This window comes from Campylobacter sp. 2014D-0216 (assembly GCF_014931215.1).
Classification (GTDB): Bacteria; Campylobacterota; Campylobacteria; order Campylobacterales; family Campylobacteraceae; genus Campylobacter_D.
This window is the reverse complement of the sequence record NZ_CP063089.1, coordinates 1,426,963-1,444,252: the sequence shown is the minus strand read 5'-3', so window position 1 is coordinate 1,444,252 and position 17,290 is coordinate 1,426,963. Positions and strand designations below refer to the sequence as shown.

The 17,290-nt window shown below is 32.7% G+C and carries 17 protein-coding genes and 1 pseudogene; 12 read left to right on the top strand and 6 right to left on the bottom strand.

Translation table 11 applies throughout. The annotated features are described in order from the left end of the window. The first annotated feature begins 96 nt into the window (after positions 1-96). Together carB and A0083_RS07240 are read left to right on the top strand one after the other, a co-directional pair. Positions 97-3,360 (top strand): carbamoyl-phosphate synthase large subunit, encoded by a 3,264-nt coding sequence (carB, locus tag A0083_RS07245; protein ID WP_197553098.1) that lies wholly within the window; start codon positions 97-99, stop codon positions 3,358-3,360. Next, a complete protein-coding gene (locus A0083_RS07240; protein ID WP_197553096.1) occupies positions 3,357-3,779 on the top strand; it encodes a Sua5 YciO YrdC YwlC family protein in 423 nt (140 codons plus the stop codon). The genes carB and A0083_RS07240 overlap by 4 nt, the downstream gene beginning before the upstream one ends. A 1-nt stretch (position 3,780) precedes the next feature. On the opposite strand, the gene A0083_RS07235 is transcribed toward A0083_RS07240, so the two are convergent. Next, positions 3,781-4,815 (bottom strand): isoaspartyl peptidase/L-asparaginase family protein, encoded by a 1,035-nt coding sequence (locus A0083_RS07235; RefSeq protein ID WP_120760099.1) that lies wholly within the window; start codon positions 4,813-4,815, stop codon positions 3,781-3,783. Positions 4,816-5,005: 190 nt separating this feature from the next. Between A0083_RS07235 and A0083_RS08345 the strand changes: the two genes are divergently transcribed. From A0083_RS08345 to bioD, 5 genes and pseudogenes are all read left to right on the top strand, one after another. Beyond that, positions 5,006-6,616 carry a cache domain-containing protein gene (locus tag A0083_RS08345; protein ID WP_442861582.1) on the top strand — a complete coding sequence of 537 codons (1,611 nt, stop codon included), beginning with the start codon at positions 5,006-5,008 and terminating at the stop codon, positions 6,614-6,616. Next, a pseudogene (locus A0083_RS08340) lies at positions 6,617-6,997 on the top strand (methyl-accepting chemotaxis protein); the annotation flags it as partial. A 62-nt stretch (positions 6,998-7,059) separates the two neighbouring features. After that, the gene (locus A0083_RS07225; protein WP_120760096.1) at positions 7,060-7,407 is read left to right on the top strand and encodes a DMT family transporter; all 348 of its coding nucleotides are present in this window, start codon (positions 7,060-7,062) and stop codon (positions 7,405-7,407) included. Beyond that, complete coding sequence (locus A0083_RS07220; RefSeq protein WP_120760094.1) at positions 7,407-7,721, top strand: DMT family transporter; 315 nt, start codon at positions 7,407-7,409, stop codon at positions 7,719-7,721. Before A0083_RS07225 ends, A0083_RS07220 begins: the two co-directional genes overlap by 1 nt. 6 nt (positions 7,722-7,727) lie before the next feature. Further along, positions 7,728-8,300: a dethiobiotin synthase gene (bioD, locus tag A0083_RS07215; protein ID WP_197553094.1), complete on the top strand. Its 573-nt coding sequence runs from the start codon at positions 7,728-7,730 to the stop codon at positions 8,298-8,300. On the opposite strand, the gene A0083_RS07210 is transcribed toward bioD, so the two are convergent. After that, positions 8,274-9,542 (bottom strand): adenosylmethionine--8-amino-7-oxononanoate transaminase, encoded by a 1,269-nt coding sequence (locus tag A0083_RS07210; protein ID WP_197553092.1) that lies wholly within the window; start codon positions 9,540-9,542, stop codon positions 8,274-8,276. The genes bioD and A0083_RS07210 overlap by 27 nt on opposite strands. Before the next feature lie 127 nt (positions 9,543-9,669). Between A0083_RS07210 and A0083_RS07205 the strand changes: the two genes are divergently transcribed. Genes A0083_RS07205 through A0083_RS07195 form a run of 3 tightly spaced genes read left to right on the top strand, consistent with a single transcriptional unit; the run spans position 9,670 to position 12,106 of the window. Then, the gene (locus A0083_RS07205; RefSeq protein ID WP_197553090.1) at positions 9,670-10,794 is read left to right on the top strand and encodes an aminotransferase class I/II-fold pyridoxal phosphate-dependent enzyme; all 1,125 of its coding nucleotides are present in this window, start codon (positions 9,670-9,672) and stop codon (positions 10,792-10,794) included. Next, positions 10,791-11,417: a pimeloyl-ACP methyl esterase BioG family protein gene (locus tag A0083_RS07200; protein ID WP_197553088.1), complete on the top strand. Its 627-nt coding sequence runs from the start codon at positions 10,791-10,793 to the stop codon at positions 11,415-11,417. Before A0083_RS07205 ends, A0083_RS07200 begins: the two co-directional genes overlap by 4 nt. After that, positions 11,402-12,106, top strand: a complete 705-nt coding sequence (locus A0083_RS07195) for a methyltransferase domain-containing protein (protein WP_197553086.1) — start codon at positions 11,402-11,404, stop codon at positions 12,104-12,106. The genes A0083_RS07200 and A0083_RS07195 overlap by 16 nt, the downstream gene beginning before the upstream one ends. Here A0083_RS07195 and A0083_RS07190 read toward each other — a convergent pair. The 4 genes from A0083_RS07190 to surE are packed head-to-tail and all read right to left on the bottom strand — an operon-like array spanning position 12,103 to position 15,163. Then, on the bottom strand, positions 12,103-12,921 hold the full coding sequence (locus A0083_RS07190; protein ID WP_197554661.1) for a CPBP family intramembrane glutamic endopeptidase: 819 nt from the start codon (positions 12,919-12,921) through the stop codon (positions 12,103-12,105). The genes A0083_RS07195 and A0083_RS07190 overlap by 4 nt on opposite strands. A gap of 15 nt (positions 12,922-12,936) precedes the next feature. Beyond that, on the bottom strand, positions 12,937-13,683 hold the full coding sequence (blaOXA, locus tag A0083_RS07185) for an OXA-493 family class D beta-lactamase (protein ID WP_197553084.1): 747 nt from the start codon (positions 13,681-13,683) through the stop codon (positions 12,937-12,939). A 60-nt stretch (positions 13,684-13,743) separates the two neighbouring features. Continuing rightward, positions 13,744-14,397 (bottom strand): dinucleotide-utilizing enzyme, molybdopterin/thiamine biosynthesis family 1, encoded by a 654-nt coding sequence (locus A0083_RS07180; RefSeq protein WP_039664548.1) that lies wholly within the window; start codon positions 14,395-14,397, stop codon positions 13,744-13,746. Next, positions 14,390-15,163, bottom strand: a complete 774-nt coding sequence (gene surE / locus A0083_RS07175; protein ID WP_120760080.1) for a 5'/3'-nucleotidase SurE — start codon at positions 15,161-15,163, stop codon at positions 14,390-14,392. The genes A0083_RS07180 and surE overlap by 8 nt, the downstream gene beginning before the upstream one ends. Before the next feature lie 116 nt (positions 15,164-15,279). On the opposite strand from surE, the gene pepE reads away from it, so the two are divergent. Then, positions 15,280-15,984, top strand: a complete 705-nt coding sequence (gene pepE, locus A0083_RS07170) for a dipeptidase PepE (protein WP_197553082.1) — start codon at positions 15,280-15,282, stop codon at positions 15,982-15,984. Positions 15,985-15,993: 9 nt separating this feature from the next. Next, complete coding sequence (dcuC, locus tag A0083_RS07165; protein ID WP_197553080.1) at positions 15,994-17,286, top strand: C4-dicarboxylate transporter DcuC; 1,293 nt, start codon at positions 15,994-15,996, stop codon at positions 17,284-17,286. Positions 17,287-17,290: the final 4 nt, after the last annotated feature.

The window sequence follows — 17,290 nt, the reverse complement described above, 5'->3', positions numbered from 1 at the left end:
TTTTAGCCCTTAAAGGGCTAAATTCTTTACGAATTTCAACTTTTAAAAAACTTATATTTGTTATAATTTGGCTAAAAATTCAGCTTAGGAAATCATATGCCAAAAAGAACAGATATCAAAAATATACTATTAATAGGCAGTGGGCCTATCGTTATAGGTCAAGCTTGTGAGTTTGATTACTCAGGAACTCAAGCAGCAAAAACCTTAAAAGAGTTGGGTTATAGAGTGGTTTTAATCAATTCCAATCCAGCTACCATTATGACAGATCCAGAATTTGCTGATGCAACTTATATAGAGCCAATTACCAAAGAAAGTATTTTAAGCATAATCAAAAAAGAAAAAATCGATGCGATCTTACCTACTATGGGTGGACAAGTGGCGTTAAATGTAGCTATGGAAGTTTATGAAAGTGGTGAGCTTGGAGAGGTTAAATTTTTAGGTGCAAATCCTGAAGCGATAAAAAAAGGTGAAGATAGACAGATTTTTAAAGAAAGTATGAAAAAAATCGGCATGGATTTGCCAAAATCTATGTATGCATACAATTATGATGAGGCTTTAAAAGCGGTAGAAGAAATCGGCTTTCCTTTAATGATAAGAGCTTCTTTTACCCTTGGTGGTGCAGGAAGCGGTGTAGTGTATAATATGGATGAGTTTAGAGAACTAGCAAATACTGCTTTAGCGCTTAGTCCAATCCATGAAATTTTGATCGAAGAAAGTTTGCTTGGTTGGAAAGAATATGAAATGGAGGTTATTAGAGATAAAAACGATAATTGCATTATCGTTTGTTCTATTGAAAATGTTGATCCTATGGGGGTTCATACGGGAGATTCTATTACCATAGCTCCGGCATTAACACTTACTGATAAAGAATATCAAGCAATGCGTAATGCTTCTTTTGCGATTTTAAGAGAAATCGGAGTGGATACAGGCGGATCAAATGTCCAATTTGCTATCAATCCGGTCAATGGAAGAATGATAGTTATTGAAATGAATCCTCGTGTTTCAAGATCTTCGGCTTTAGCTAGTAAAGCAACAGGATACCCTATCGCTAAAGTTGCTACACTTTTAGCGGTTGGATTTAGTTTAGATGAAATCAAAAACGACATCACAGGCACTCCTGCTTCTTTTGAGCCGGTGATTGATTATATTGTAACCAAAATTCCTCGTTTTACTTTTGAAAAATTTCCAAACGCAAGCACCGAGCTTGGCACTGCGATGAAGAGCGTAGGCGAGGTTATGGCTATAGGAAGAACCTTTAAAGAAAGTATTCAAAAAGCACTTTGCTCGCTTGAGAGAAATTTAAGTGGTTTTGATGTGATAGAGTGTGACAAAAACGAACTTGTGGCAAAAATTCGCCATGCGAACGAAAAACGTTTACTTTATATAGCACAAGCATTCAGAGAAGGTTTTAGCACTCAAGAGCTTTATGAGCTTTGCAAAATAGATCCTTGGTTTTTAAATCAAATTAAAGCAATAGTGGATTTTGAAGATCAAATAGATATGGACATCTTAAGCAACAAGCAATTATTAAGAAAGGCTAAAACTTTAGGTTTTTCGGACAAAAAAATTGCTAGTTTGATAAATCAAAAAGATAATCTTGAATTAAGCCAAAATGATATTTATTACGCAAGAATTAAACATAAAATCATTGCTCAATATAGCGAAGTAGATACATGTGCAGGAGAATTTGAAGCACTAACTCCGTATTTATACTCAAGTATTAATGCAAGTGAAGCTACACAAGTAAAAGAAAGTAAAGATAAAAAAGACAAAAAAGTAATGATTATAGGTGGTGGGCCAAATCGTATAGGACAAGGTATTGAATTTGATTATGCGTGCGTGCATGCATCTTTTGCTTTAAAAGATATGGGTGTAAAAACGATAATGTATAATTGTAATCCAGAGACAGTTTCAACAGATTATGATACCAGTGATATTTTGTATTTTGAACCGATTGATTTTGAGCATTTAAGAGCAGTGATTGATAAAGAAAGGCCAGATGGGGTGATAGTGCATTTTGGTGGGCAAACTCCGCTTAAATTTGCAAAACGCTTGAGTGCTTTTGGAGCAAAGATCATAGGAACAAGTGCAAGAGTGATAGATCTAGCTGAAGATAGAAAGAAATTTGCTAAATTTATTGAAGATTTAGGCATAGATCAGCCTAAAAATGGCACAGCAGTAAGTGTAGAAGAGGCGATTTTAAAAGCAAAAGAAATAGGTTATCCTGTGCTTGTTAGACCAAGCTATGTTTTGGGTGGTCGTGCAATGCGTGTAGTGCATGATGAGAATGAGCTTAGATTATATATGCAAGAAGCAGTAGATGTGAGTGATAAATCTCCGGTTTTGATTGATCAGTTTTTAGACAATGCTACCGAACTTGATGTGGATGCAATAAGCGATGGAAAAGAAGTGTATGTGGCAGGTATTATGGAGCACATTGAAGAAGCGGGAATTCACTCGGGTGATAGTGCTTGTTCTTTACCTGCTGTAAATATCGATGAAGCTATGCTTGAGATGATTGAGCAAAAAACAAAAGATATTGCTTTAAATTTAGGTGTAGTAGGGCTTTTAAATATACAATTTGCCATCCATAACAATAAGCTATATATGATAGAAGTCAATCCAAGAGCTAGTAGAACTGTGCCTTTTGTAAGCAAGGCTACGGGAATTCCTTTAGCTAAGGTAGCAACACGCGTGATGTGGCAAGGAAATTTAAGAGAAAGTTTGAAATTTTATGATACCTTTAAAGTAGTAGAAGAAAAAAATGGAATTTTAAGAGCTAAAAAACCAAAACACATTAGCGTAAAATCAGTGGTATTTCCTTTTGCAAAGCTTAATGGAAGTGATCTTGAGCTTGGGCCTGAAATGCGTTCAACCGGTGAAGTTATGGGTATTAGTAAAGATTTTGAAAATTCTTATGCAAAAAGTCAGCTTGCATCATCTAACTTCTTACCAGAAAATGGAAACGTCTTTTTGTCTTTAAGAGAACAAGATAAAAAATACGCAGTTGATTTAGCAAGTGAATACATTAAACTAGGATTTAAAATCATTGCTACAAGTGGAACTTTTAAGATTTTACAAGAAGCAGGTTTGGAATGTGAGTTTGTGCATAAAATTTCAGAAGGGCGTCCAAATGTAGAGGATAAATTTAAAAATTCTCAAATTCAACTTGCTATTAATACTAGCGATGAGCATAGTTTTAAGGGTGATACTAAAAAAATTAGAGCAAATATATTGCGTTTTAAAACCCCATATTTTACAAATTTAAGAGCGGCTTATGCAGGTGCAAAAGCGATTAAAGCTATACAAAATAAATCATGTCTTGAAGTAAAGAGCTTACAAGAATACTTAAAAGCATGATTTATCTTGCTCAAACTGATACAACAGCAGGGTTTTTAAGTAAAGACTTAAAAGCCCTTAATGCTTTAAAAAAAAGGCCTCTAGACCAAGCTTGTTTGGTTGCTACGGCTAAATTGAGTGAGTTAGCAAAACTCACTAGAGTGCCAAATCACTTTAAAAATACTGTAAGAAAATCCAAAAAAACTACTTTTTTGTATCCTAATTCTAAAGCAATACGTGTTGTGAAAGATTGTAGCCATGCAAATTTTTTAAAAAATTTTGACTGGCTTTATTCTACTTCTGCAAACGAACATGGAAAAAGCTTTAATTATCAATGGGCTATCAGCAATGCAGATGTAAAAGTAGATGAGTTTTTTTTTGAAAGTAGTGCCTCAAAAATTTTTAAAATTAGAGGCACCAAAAAGATTAAATTGCGTTAGTTTAATTTTTTAAAGGCCAAAAAACTTTTGGTTCTTCACCGATTTTTGCTTCTCCGTGGTACATTCCAAGTTTATCTTTAGTCCAAGCATAGCCGACTTTTCCATTTTTATCTATGGAGATGATCCCACCTGTTCCACCAAGTTTTGCTATTTGCTTGATGGTTTCCTCAACTGCTTCTTGTATGGAAAGTTTTTTGTATTTGTATAAAGCCGCAACTTCATGGGCTGCAGCTACTCTTATATAAATATCACCCGTTCCTGTGCAAGAAATCGCAACCGAATCGTTATTTGCATAGTTGCCAGCTCCTATAATAGGGGAATCTCCAATGCGTCCTGTCATTTTATTTGTAGTTCCACCTGTGCTTGTGCCTGCTGCTAGGTTGCCGTTTTTATCTAAAGCTATCGCGCCAACTGTACCTAAATACGGTTCAGTGTTTATGCCAAGGTGCGCTTTAGCTTTGTCGCTATCAAGCAACACTTCTTTGCTTTTTTTTGCTTCTTGGAGTTGTTTGTATCTGTGCTCTGTAAAGAAGTATTTTTGTCCTACTATTTCTAAACCATGCTTTTTGGCTAACTTATCAGCTCCTTCTCCGGCTATTAAAGTATGGGGTGTTTTTTCCATGACAAGTTTTGCTGCCTCGATAGGATTTTTAATGGTTCTAGCCATTGCGATAGCACCGGCTTTTAAATTTTTTCCATCCATTAAAGATGCATCAAGCTCATTAAATCCATCAGCAGTAAAAACTGCACCTTTGCCAGCATTAAATTCAGGGCTATCTTCCATTACTTTAATGGCGGCTATAACCGCATCAACCGAACTCCCACCTTGTTCTAGTATAGTTTGACCAGCCTTTAAAGACTCTTTCATTACTTTTTCTCTTTTGTTAAATTCTTCTTTTGTGAGTCCTAGGCCACTAGTTCCACCATGAATTACTATAATAGGTTTAAAATCTTTTGCATAAATATTAACACATGAAAAAAACACCAAGCTAATTAGCATTAATAGTACTTTTTTGTCATATGTAAAAAAAATCATATTATCTCCTTATATTAAAACTGTCTATTATATTAAATATAAATTAAATATAAATTAATTTATATAATAAAATGTGAAAATTTAAAACAAAATATTTATATTTTTTCTATTTTATTAATATAAATCAAGAAATTTTTAATAATTACATTACAATGTTTATCAATTATTACATTTTATGGAGGTTTTTTTAATGTTTAAAACGATTATCGCAAGAAGAATTTCTATGCTTACAGCTTTGATCTTGTGTATAGGATTTGGGATTTTTGTAGGAATAAATTATCATTCTTCTAAAATAGATATTTTACAAAGCATTACTCACGGAAAACAAGAAAGTGTGAAAAATGGTAAAAGTTTCATCGAGCTTTATTTTAATTCAAGAAAAGAAAACATAGATAAAATAGCAAAAGCTATTGTTGCTAGTAAAGATGTTGGAGAGGAAGGTCTTGCCAAATTTTTAGAGCATGTTTTTACCTTGTATTCTTTTACGGCTATTTATGTAGGTTATGAAAAAGATGGAAGTTTGATTGATGTAGATATGAATTCTAAAGGTAAATATTTTATTTTAAATCAAGAAAAAGATGGTTTTGATGCTAGAACAAGAGCGTGGTATAAACTTACAAAAGATACCAAAATGATAAACATCTCTGATCCTTTTTTAGATGTAGTTACAAAAAAGATGGTCGTTTCGATCACTGCACCTCTTGAAATAGATGGAAAATTTGTAGGAGTGTTGGCAGGAGAGGTTTTTCTTGATGATATGCGTAAAGCTTTTGAGGGGTTAAAAATAACTCCAAGCAATAGTGTTTTTTTAATCAATAATAATGGAAATTTGATCGCTCATTCTTCGGGGGATATTGATTTAAATAAAGAAACAGAAATGGCAGATGCGATTAAATCTTTTGTAAAAGAAGTTAAAGCAGCACCTAACACACCAACTGATTTAATAAAATACACCTTAAAAGGTGATCAACGCGTTGCGGTGTGTTTAAATACAGCCAATGAAATGATGTTGTGTTCTGCGAATTCTTTAAAAGATTATGATGATGTTTTTGATAAATTGCTTGTTACGCAGATTATTTTTGGAGTGATATTTGTGATCGTTATTATTGCTATTTTGGGTGGTATGATAGATCATTTTCTAAAAAAGATCATCATTATACAAAATACATTAAAAAGCTTTTTTGATAGTCTAAATTATAAAAAGAAAATGGATTTGATGGAAATTAGTCTCAAAGGCAATGATGAATTTTCAGTTATAGCGCGTGAAATCAGTCAAAGCATTGTAAACACTCAAAACAACTTACACAAAGATCAAGAGGCAGTTGCTGAAAGTGTGCAAAAAGTAAAAGAAATAGAACGTGGCAATTTATCTGCAAGGATTGATAAAAATCCTATCAATCCTCAACTTGTAGAGTTAAAAAATATTTTAAATGATATGCTTGATGTTTTAGAAGAGAAAATAGGATCAAATATCAATGAGCTTGATCGAGTGCTTGATAGCTATAAGGCGTTAGATTTTTCTACACAGGTTCAAAACGCAAAAGGTAATGTAGAGGTTACTACTAACGTGCTGGGCGAAGAGATTAAAAAAATGCTTGTTTCATCTTCTACGTTTGCAAAAGAACTAACTTTGCAAAGTGTAAAATTAGAAGAATCAATGCAAAAACTAGTAGATGGGACACACTCTCAGTCACAGTCGCTTGAAAAATCCATTCACGCGGTAGATCAGATCAACATCTCTATGCAAAATGTAGGCGATAAAACCAAAGAGGTTGCAACACAAGCAGATAATATCAAATAAATTGTTAATGTGATTAAAGATATAGCAGATCAAACTAATTTGCTTGCTTTAAATGCTGCTATTGAAGCTGCGCGTGCGGGTGAACATGGACGAGGTTTTGCGGTAGTAGCTGATGAGGTACGTCATTTAGCTGAAAAAACTGAAAAAAGTTTAGGAGAGATTGAAGCTAATGTAAATATTTTGGTGCAAAGTGTGAATGATGTATCTAGTTCAATGCAAGAACAAACTCAAAGTATTACACAGATTAATGATGCAATTGTCAATTTAGAAAGTGTGACAAAAGAAAATGTAGAAATTGCAAATTTCACAAATGAAGCTACCAAAGCAGTTGGAAACATCTCTCAATCTATACTCAAAGAGGTTGAAAGTAAAAAAATTTAACTCCAAAGAGCTTATGTTTTGTAATTTTAGTTATAATTTGCAGTTTTGAAAAAAGGTAGATTATGATAGAACGAACAAAAATAAGCTCTAATTTTGGTTGGTTTATGGTGATTTTGGGTGGCTTGGTTGAGTGTTTTTGGGTAAGTGGGCTAAAATACTCAACTGAAATTTGGCATTATGCTTTAACAGCCATTGGGGTGTGTATATCTTTTACATGTTTTTTAAAAGCTTGCGAGAGACTTGAAGTGAGTATTGCTTATAGTGTTTTTGTGGGTATTGGTACAGTTGGAGTGGTGCTTAATGAGATGTTTATTTTTAATGAACCAACTTCCATTACCAAGCTTGCTTTAATAGCCATTTTGCTTTTAAGCATTATAGGCCTTAAGATCATCAGCAAGGAAACTAAGTAATGGAATGGTTTTTTTTATTCTTAGCGACTGCTTTTGAAATTTTTGGTGTGATTATCATGAAACAGCTTGTAAGCACTAAAAACAAGCTTTATCTTTTAGCTTTGATAGTGTGTTTTGGTTTTTCATTTGGTTTTTTAAGCCTTAGTATGCAAAACATTGCTATGAGCGTGGCTTATTCTATATGGACGGGTGCAGGAACAGCAGGTGGGGTCATCATAGGAGTACTTTTTTACAAAGAAAGTAAAAGCTTTTTAAAGCTTTTTTTGATCGCTCTCATCATTGCTTGCACTGTGGGTTTAAAAATACTCTCATAGTTTAAAATGAAAATATACATTAGTGGTATAGACACAGATGTTGGCAAAACTTATCTAAGTGCTAGACTTTGTAAGGAATTAGGCTTTAATTATTTTAAGCTTATTCAAGCAGGTGTGCCAAAAGATAGCGAGGCAATAGCTCAATTTAGCCCAAAAACTAAGATTTTCAAAGAAGGTGTGTTTTTGCAAACCCCTGCTTCCCCGCACAAAGGTAGGATTTTAGAGAATTTAAACTACAAAGCCTTTGATATACAAATTCCACAAAGTGACAAACTCATCATCGAGTTAGCTGGTGGACTTTTTTCGCCCCTTGATGATGAAAAAACGATGATTGATTATATGAGTGCGTTTAAACACCCTACGATTTTAGTCGCAAAAGACTATCTAGGAAGTATCAATCACACGCTTTTAAGCATAGAAGCACTCAAACAAAGAGATATTAAAATCCTTGCTTTAATCTTAAAAAGCCAAGATAATTTTAGCAAGGATTTTATAAGCAACTATGCTAAAATTCCTATCATAGAATTTGATGATAAAGTGTGCGAAAAGCTTTTAAAAATCCTTGAAAATCTCTCTTAAAGACTGCACGACATAAGCAATCTCATCTTCATTGATAACATATGGTGGCATGAAGTAGATTGTATTTCCAAGTGGTCTTAAAAGCAAGCCTTTTTCTAAGGCTCTTTGAAAGACTTCAAGTCCTGCTCTTTGGTATTTGCTTTTTTGTATATCAAATGCACTTACCATGCCTAAATTTCTAAAATTTCCTAAAAATTCAAATTCTTTTAAACTTTCCCATTGAGTTTTTATAAAAGCACTTTTGATTTTATTTTTTGCGATGATATTTTCTTTTTCAAAAATGTCCAAAGTCGCATTAGCCGCTGCACAAGCTAGGGCATTACCCGTGTAAGAGTGAGAGTGCAAAAAGGCCTTTTGGCTCTCATAGCTATCATAAAATTTCTCATAAATTTCATCTTTAGTAAGCACCACTGAAAGGGGTAAATACCCACCCGTGATAGCTTTAGAAAGACATATATAATCAATACTTTGTGAACAATAATCAAGCGCAAACATCTCCCCTGTACGTCCAAAACCTGTGGCTATCTCATCAAATATCACTTGCACATCATAACTTTTAGCAAGTTTAACTGCCTTATCTAAATACCCAAGCTCATACATATGCATATTGCCCGCACATTGAAGTAAAGGTTCAAGTATAAAAGCACAAATTTCATGATGATGATTTTTTAAAATGTTTTCTAAAATTTCAAGTTCTTTTGTATAGTCCTTGCTTGTTGGCACAGGCGTTGTGATACTTTTTAAAAGTAAAGGCTCATAGGTTTTTTTATAAAGTGCTACATCGCCAACGCTTAATGCACCTAAGGTTTCTCCATGGTAAGAATTGCTAAGTGATAAGAATTTATCCTTTTTAGAGCCATTGTTTAAGTGGTATTGAAAACTCATTTTTAAAGCCACTTCTATGGCTGAACTACCATTGTCTGCAAAAAAGCATTTATCAAAAGGTAAAAGCTTGCAAAGTCTTTGTGAAAGCTTTATGATAGGCTCATGTGAAAAGCCAGCCAACAAGACATGTTCTAAACTTTGAAGTTGATCTTTGATTTTTTCATTGATGTATTCATTACAATGGCCAAAGATATTTACCCACCAAGAGCTAATGCAGTCTATGTAGGATTTTTCATCAAAATCATACAAATACACTCCCTTGGCTTTTTTTATAGGTATTAAAGGTAAAAACTCATGATCGCTCATTTGCGTGCAAGGGTGCCAAATGTGTTTTAAGTCTAGTTCTTTTAAATTCATTTTTACTTCTTTGATTTTTATTGCTAATGATACTACATTTAAGTTTATGTGTTATCTAAAAATAGCAATCACTTCTTTTAACATTTTTTGTATAATTGAATATTTAAATAGTAACAATAGGTTGAGTATGCAAATTGCACAAATTTTAGATGAGTTAAAACAACAAGATAATTTTAGAATTCTACGCTCATTAAAACATGAGGGAAAATATGTCGTTTATAATGGGCAGAAATTGCTAAATTTAGCGAGCAATGATTATTTAAATTTAAGTAATGAAAAAGCATTGAAGCAAGATTTTTTAATGCATTTAAAAGAATTTGAATTTTCTAGTTCAAGTTCAAGAAGCTTGAGTGGAAATTATGCGATTTTTGATGAATTTGAAAGTTTTTTAGAAGCTAAGTTAGGCAAAAAAATCTTGCATTTTAACAATGGCTATGCTTTAAATGTAAGCTGCTTGCAAGCTTTAGCAAGCATTAAAAATACTTTATTTTTAGCAGATAAACAAGTGCACGCAAGTATCATCGATGGTTTAAGGCTTGGTGGGGCTAAATTTATAAGATTTAAGCACAATGATACAAAGCATTTACAAAGCTTAGTGCAAAAGCATTATAAAGAATTTGAAAATATCATCATCATAAGTGAAGCGCTATTTAGTATGGATGGGGATTTTGCACCTATAAAAGAATTTGTAAGCTTAAAAAAAGAGTTTAAAAATATCAAAATTTACATTGATGAAGCTCATAGCATAGGGTGTTTTGGAGATGATGGTTTGGGTTATGTGAAATTTTTGGGCTTAGAAAAGGAAGTGGATTTTTTAGTTTTTACCTTTGGCAAGGCTATAGCTTCTATGGGAGCTTGCATGATAAGTGATGAAAAAGATTTTTTTATCAACAAAGCAAGAGCTTTTATATACTCAACTGCCATTGCACCTATCAATGTAGCTTGGACTTTGCATGTTTTTAAGCATTTGCATGAATTTAACACTCAAAGAAAAGAGCTTTTAGAGTTAAGCACTTGGTTTAAAAATGCTTTAGCAAGTAAAGGTTTAGTTTTAGGTGATGCTTATGTCATCTCTTTTATTTTAGGGCAAAATGCACTAGCTAGTGAAATTTCGCAAAAGCTTTTAGAAAATGGTATTTTCGCACCTGCTATTAAAGAGCCAACCGTGGCTAAAAATACAGCTAGAATTCGCTTTTCTTTGCATGCTGGACTAGTGAAAAAAGACTTAGAAAAGGTTTTGGAGGTACTTTGAAAACTCATTTTTTACATGAAAATGCCAATTCATCTGAGTTGATTTTATTTTTTTCAGGATTTTGCTCGCATTTTAGCCATTTTGCACATTTAAAAAGCGATGTAAATGTTTTAATGGTGTATGATTATACGAGTTTTGATTGGGAATTTGATCTTCATAAATTTGAAAAAATCACCCTTGTTGGCTTTTCTATGGGAGTTTGCGTGGCGAGTAAACTTTTAAAAGATATAAAATTTGATAAAAAAATAGCCATAAATGGCACCAATTTACCTATAGATGATGAATTTGGGATCAAAAAAGCCATTTTTAAACTTACGATGAAAAGGTTTGTTTTAGAGGATTTTAAATCAAATTTGCTTGAAAAAAGAATGAGTTTAAGTGATGAATTTTACTTTGAAAAAAATGAGTATTTAAAAGCGGAGCTTTTAAGTTTATATGAGTTTTGCACTAAAGACTTAAATGAAAATTTCACTTGGGATAAAGCCATAATCAGTAAAGATGATAAAATCTTTCCGCCAAAGCATGCTTTTCATTTTTTCAAAGAAAAGGCAATGTTTGTTGATGAACCACATTTTGCATTTTTTAAATACCGCACTTGGGAAGCACTTTGCAAACTTTCATAAGAGCAAAAGACACTTATAGCGCAAATACACCTGTGCAAAAAGACATGGCTAAAGAGCTTTGTAAAATGCTTGTTGAGAATGATTTGAGCGATTTTGAAGCGGTGTTTGAGTTTGGCTGTGGGGTAGGGGATTTTAGTAAGATCTTGCAAGAGTGTATTAAATTTAAGCATTATTTTTTAAATGATATTTATCCTTTTGAAAATCCTTGTAAGTTTGATGAATTTGGTGTTTTTGATATGAATGAACTTAAAAATCATCATTTTTATACGAAAAAATTTGATCTTATAGCTTCCAATGCCTGCGTGCAATGGTTAAAGCTAGATGAGCTTTTAGAAAACCTTGCAAGTATGTTAAATCAAAATGGGATTTTGCTTTTTTCTACTTTTGGAGAAAAAAATTTCACTCAAATAAAACAAAGCGCCAAATTATCACTTGAATATTTAACTTTAGAGCAAATTGCACAAAAGCTTTCTAAAAAATTTAAGATCATAAAAGCAAAAGAAGAATTAAAAGAGTTAAAATTTGATCATACTTTAGAACTTTTTAGACATTTGAAATTAAGCGGGGTAAATGCTTTGAGTGATAAATTTTTCATAAGCAAGGCATTTTTAAAAAACTATGAAAAAGAATTTCAAAATACCTTGACTTATCACCCTATGTTTTTTTTACTTGAAAAACATAACCATTAGTGTTTTAGGTAAAAAGGATAGGTAAAAAACACCAAATGGATTAAATTTAAACCATAGTGAAACAATACACTACTCCATAAGCTTTTTGAATACTTATAAGCTAAACCATAAATCAAACCTGCTATACTAGCAAATACAATCATCAAAACACCGCTTTTATAATGCACTAGTCCAAAAGCTATGCTTGCGATTAGTAAGGCAAGGTTGGGGTGGATAAACTGCGTAAGTCTTTGTTGGAGATAACCTCTAAAAAAAGCTTCTTCTACTAAAGCCACCAATAAAAGGTTTGAAAATAAAAAATACAAAATCCATGATGGTAAGCTGATTTCTAGCTTGATTACGCCCAAATACCAAGGCACACATAGTAAAAGAATAGGAGATAAAAATAACAAACCCCATTTTAACACTGAAGCTTTGGTGTAGTTTGTGTTTTTAAATAAAACTGGAAAAAGTAAAAAAAGTATAAAAACACCTAGGGGTTTATCAATACTAAAGTAAAGATTAAAAGGTGCACTATTTGCGCTTGCATAGACTTGATCTAAGACTTTGATGTTATTTACGCCTGGGATAAAATGAAGAAATAAAGCCAAAGCATAAATAAATAAAGCTAATTCAAGTATGAAAAATTTTTTATACTGATACAATATAGCTATGATAAAAACTAATACATTAATCATTATAAAGGTTGCGTTTATAATGTTAAACATATATCCTAGTAAAAGTGAAAAGAGTAAAAATAAATACGATATTTTAGCTTTATCAAGTGAAAGCAACACCAAAGAAATAGCCAAAAAAAGATGAGTGCTTAAAGCCATCATATAAAATCCTTTTTATAATTGATCTAGATACAGTTGTACTATTTCTTCTCTTAGATAAAGCTTGTTAAAATCACTTATATTCATACTTAAAGCAAAAGCGTAAATTTTGTTACTTTTTTTACTTTTTATAAAACCTACGATTTGTCCATATTGTCTAAGACCCCAACCTGTTTTTGCAAAAAGTTCATAGTGATCATTTTCTTTTAACTTGATGATATTAATCACTTCTTCTTGTATATGTTTAGGGTAATCTAGTGTTAAATTGGCAAGTTTAAAAAGCAAACTAGCTTGTTCTTTGGGGCTAATTTGCAAAGAATTATCAAGCCAAAATTCATCTATTTTGCTTATTTTTTGATTGCCATAATTGAGTTTGTTTAAGTTTTTTTGCATTTTTTCTAAGCCTATTTTTCTAGCTAGTTCTTTATAAGCAGGAACTTGAGATCTTTGCATGGCTAGGGCTAAATTTGCATCATTTTTCCAAGAAGGGAGAAAAACTTCTTCTCCCTTGTAATGATAAAAAATTATACTAGTATCTTTTACAACGCCTTCATTTAGTGCAATTAGGGTGTTAAAAATTTTAAAAGTAGAGGCAGGTAAAATGCGTTTGCTTGCTTTTTTAAAATCATTGCTATAGTAATTCTTACCATCATAAGCTATAAAAACTCCACTTTCATTGTAATCTTTAAAAAGATCTTTTAAATTTTCATTTGCCAAAACAAAAGAGCAAAAAAGACTAAAAAGTAAAAATATTTTTTTCATTGTTAAACCCCATTGTGTTATTTATAATTAAAGCTTGATTTTAAAATTCAAATCTTGCAATCAAGCTTTTTTGTTGAGTACTTTTCTTAAGGCTAAAGAAGCTAGAGCAAGTCCAAAAGAAGCTGTTACGCCCATAAATGAACCAAGTTCTTTACAATGAGCTTCTTCATCTGAAAATACCACATCAAAATCCCCTTTAAAGCCTGACTTTCTAAGCTCATAGCGGAATTTTTTAGCTAGAGCGTCACCGTGTGTTTTAAAGATACTTGTGGTTTTAATGCGTGTTGGATCAAGTTTTCTAGCTCCACCAGTTGATGAGATAAAAATTTGCTTTTTTAAATCAACCAAGTTAGCTAAGGCAACTTTAGCGGGTATATCATCGATTGCATCGATGATAAGATCAAACTCGCTTAGATTAAAACTTTGCAAAAATTCATTGTCGATTTTACTCACTATACCTTTGGCGTTGTAAATACGTTCAAAAACCTTAGCTTTTTCTTCGCCTATGTTTTCACTATGAAGTTGGCGGTTTTGATTAGTTGTTTCAAATCTATCTGCATCGATTAAAGTTAAATCACTAAAACCGCTTCTAAAAAGTGCATCTGTGCAAATTCCACCAACTCCACCTAAGCCACAAACTAAAACCTTAGTGTTTTGAATTTGAGCAAAATTTTCTTCATTAATAAGCCATTTTATACGCGTGTATCTATCCATTCTTTATCCATTTTTTGAGATTTTTTATTTGCTTATAAGCTGTGAGATCAAGCATTATAGGCGTGATTGTAGCATAACCTTGTTTTAAAAGTGCTATATCTGAATTTTTTTCATTTTCATGGTCAAGATTAGCAGCAGCTAGCCAGTAGTACTCCACTCCTCTTGGGTTGGTGTTAGAGTGTGCTTCATAGCTATAAATTCTTTTCCCTGCTTTACATACTTTTATGCCTTGAAAAGCTGTCTTGCTAGAAGGAAAATTGATATTTAGAAATTCTTTTTTGTCTAAAGGAAAACCATGATCGAAAATGTTTTTAACAATTTTTTTGGTAAGTTTTAATGCTAATTTAAAATCAAGTTCTTTTTGGTTATCCTGATAAAATTGAGACAAAGCAATGGCAGGAATTCCATGAAGTACAGCTTCCATTGCTCCTGCGCAAGTACCTGAATAGGTTATATCTTCGCCTACATTGGCACCTTTATTGATCCCACTAATGACAAGATCAGGCAAGCGTTTTTTATATAAAGCATGCAAAGCAAGGTAAATACAATCAGCAGGTGTGCCATCATCGAGTTTGTAAAATCTCTTGCCCACTTTATGAAACCTTAATGGTTTAGTCAGTGTTATGGCATGCGAGCATGCTGATTTTTCGCTAGCAGGAGCTACAATGGTGATTTTAGCTTTAAAATGCTTTTTTAGCATTTTTATAAGCTTTTTTAGACCTTCACTTTCATAGCCATCATCGTTTGTTATTAAAATTTCTTTCATTTTTCTTCCTTTTGTTTCAATTTTAACACAAGTAATACAATAATTTTTATCTCTATATTGTTTTTTCATTTTTTAAATATTAAAATTACTGTTTAAATAAAATCAAAGGAATAGTGATGTCAAAACTTTTACTATTTAGTGCTTCAGGTTACAAAGATAGCACGTATTTAAGCCATACTAGAGAATTTATAGATGATTTTTTAAAAGAAAATTCTATGATTGATGAGGAAATTCTTTTTATCCCTTATGCAGGAGTTAGAAGAACTTATGATGCTTATGAAGCTAGGGTAAAAGAGGGTTTGAAAAAAGACAATATCAAATCTTTACATCATTTTGAAAATTTAAAAGAAGCGATTTTAAATGCAAAAGTTTTTTTGGTAGGCGGGGGCAATAGTTTTATGCTTTTGCATAAACTGTATGAAAATGATTTGCTTGGAATTTTAAAAGAGCGTATTCAAAATGGAGCTTGTTATATAGGTTGGAGTGCAGGATCTAACATCGCAGGACTTAGCATAAAAACAACCAATGATATGCCTATAATCATGCCAAAAAGCTTTGATAGTTTAGGAGTTTTTCCTTATCAAATCAATCCGCATTTTATTAGTGGAAAAATTCCCGGACACAATGGCGAAAGTAGAGAAGAGCGTTTGGAGGAGTTTTTGCTGACTAATCCAAAAGACATTGTTTATGCTATACCAGAAGGTTCTGCTTTAAAAATACAAGATGATAGCTTAGAAATTGTAGGTTATCATGATGTATTGAAACTAAGCCATCCTTTTAATGTGGAATATCTAAAAACCAATCAAATCGTTAAAGTATAAAGGAGAAAAATGCAAACTTTTTATCTTTTAGCTGCAGTTTTTGGGGTTGTGGCGGTTGTGTATTTGCTAATAAAAAAGGTAGAAACAAAAACAGCTTTAATTAGCGTTGGTTTTATTTTGTGTTTGATTTCTTTTAAACCTATTGAAGCATTAAGTGCTTTTACGCATGCTATGGTGCAACCTGCTTTGATTAAAGCAATTTGTGCAAGTATGGGTTTTGCTTTCGTGATGAAAGTAACTCAATGTGATAAGCATTTGGTGAAACTACTCACAGCACCTTTAAAAAATGTAGGATTTTTCTTAATCCCACTCGCTTTTATGGTGACTTTTTTTATTGCTATTGCTATACCTTCAGCCGCAGGATGCGCAGCTGCGGTTGGTGCAACTTTAATACCGCTTTTAATGGCTTCGGGTATAAAACCTGCTATGGCAGCAGCAACTGTGCTTTGTGGAACTATAGGAGGAATTTTAAGTCCAGGTGTATCACATACGGCTTTGATTTCAGAAATTTCAGGGAAAAATATCCAAGAGATTGTTTTAACTCAAACCCCTAATGCGTTAACAGCAGGAGTGATTGTGATGGTTTCTTTAATGGTTATGGCGGTATTTTTTAAGGATTATCAAAAAGGGCAAGTTTTTGAAGTAGCTAATCACAACAAAAATCAAGAAGATATTGAAAAAGTAAATGTATTTTATGCACTAATGCCTTTGGTGCCTTTGGTTGTATTGATCATAGGCGCAAGTCCTTTGCATGAATATGAATTTTTAGCATGGACAAAACAAGTTGGAGTTGCTGAAGCTATGCTTTTGGGGGCGATCGTGGCTTTGGTGGTAACAATGAGTAAGCCTGATAATATTTTTAAAGAATTTTTTAACGGTATGGGAAAATCTTATGCGGAGATTATAGGGATTATTATAGCTGCAAGTGTTTTTGTTGCTGGTTTGAAAGCTTGTGGGGTGATTGATGTTATTATAGAATGGCTTAAAAATGAGCAGCATTATGTGCGTTTTGGTGGTACTTTTATACCGTTTTTAATGGCTATGGTAACAGGTAGTGGTGATGCTGCTGCTATGGCGTTTAACAAAGCTGTGACTATCCATGCGCAAGATCTTGGTTTTGATCAAGTAAAACTTGGCACTGCAGTGGCGATGTCCGCAGTACTTGGAAGATATCTTTCGCCTATTTTAGGAGCTTGTATTATTGTTTCAGCTATAGCAGGTGTAAGTCCTTTAGAGATTGTAAAAAGAACTGCTTTAGGTTGTGTTGTCTCGGTTGTTGTGATCGCTTTTGTGCTATTATAAATTT

Bases quoted from the DNA above. Each gene is read 5' to 3' on its own strand.
- carB (WP_197553098.1), top strand. From the start codon at position 97: ATGCCAAAAAGAACAGATATCAAAAATATACTATTAATAGGCAGTGGG.
- A0083_RS07240 (WP_197553096.1), top strand. From the start codon at position 3,357: ATGATTTATCTTGCTCAAACTGATACAACAGCAGGGTTTTTAAGTAAA.
- A0083_RS07235 (WP_120760099.1), bottom strand. From the start codon at position 4,815: ATGATTTTTTTTACATATGACAAAAAAGTACTATTAATGCTAATTAGC.
- A0083_RS08345 (WP_442861582.1), top strand. From the start codon at position 5,006: ATGTTTAAAACGATTATCGCAAGAAGAATTTCTATGCTTACAGCTTTG.
- A0083_RS07225 (WP_120760096.1), top strand. From the start codon at position 7,060: ATGATAGAACGAACAAAAATAAGCTCTAATTTTGGTTGGTTTATGGTG.
- A0083_RS07220 (WP_120760094.1), top strand. From the start codon at position 7,407: ATGGAATGGTTTTTTTTATTCTTAGCGACTGCTTTTGAAATTTTTGGT.
- bioD (WP_197553094.1), top strand. From the start codon at position 7,728: ATGAAAATATACATTAGTGGTATAGACACAGATGTTGGCAAAACTTAT.
- A0083_RS07210 (WP_197553092.1), bottom strand. From the start codon at position 9,542: ATGAATTTAAAAGAACTAGACTTAAAACACATTTGGCACCCTTGCACG.
- A0083_RS07205 (WP_197553090.1), top strand. From the start codon at position 9,670: ATGCAAATTGCACAAATTTTAGATGAGTTAAAACAACAAGATAATTTT.
- A0083_RS07190 (WP_197554661.1), bottom strand. From the start codon at position 12,921: ATGGCTTTAAGCACTCATCTTTTTTTGGCTATTTCTTTGGTGTTGCTT.
- blaOXA (WP_197553084.1), bottom strand. From the start codon at position 13,683: ATGAAAAAAATATTTTTACTTTTTAGTCTTTTTTGCTCTTTTGTTTTG.
- A0083_RS07180 (WP_039664548.1), bottom strand. From the start codon at position 14,397: ATGGATAGATACACGCGTATAAAATGGCTTATTAATGAAGAAAATTTT.
- surE (WP_120760080.1), bottom strand. From the start codon at position 15,163: ATGAAAGAAATTTTAATAACAAACGATGATGGCTATGAAAGTGAAGGT.
- pepE (WP_197553082.1), top strand. From the start codon at position 15,280: ATGTCAAAACTTTTACTATTTAGTGCTTCAGGTTACAAAGATAGCACG.
- dcuC (WP_197553080.1), top strand. From the start codon at position 15,994: ATGCAAACTTTTTATCTTTTAGCTGCAGTTTTTGGGGTTGTGGCGGTT.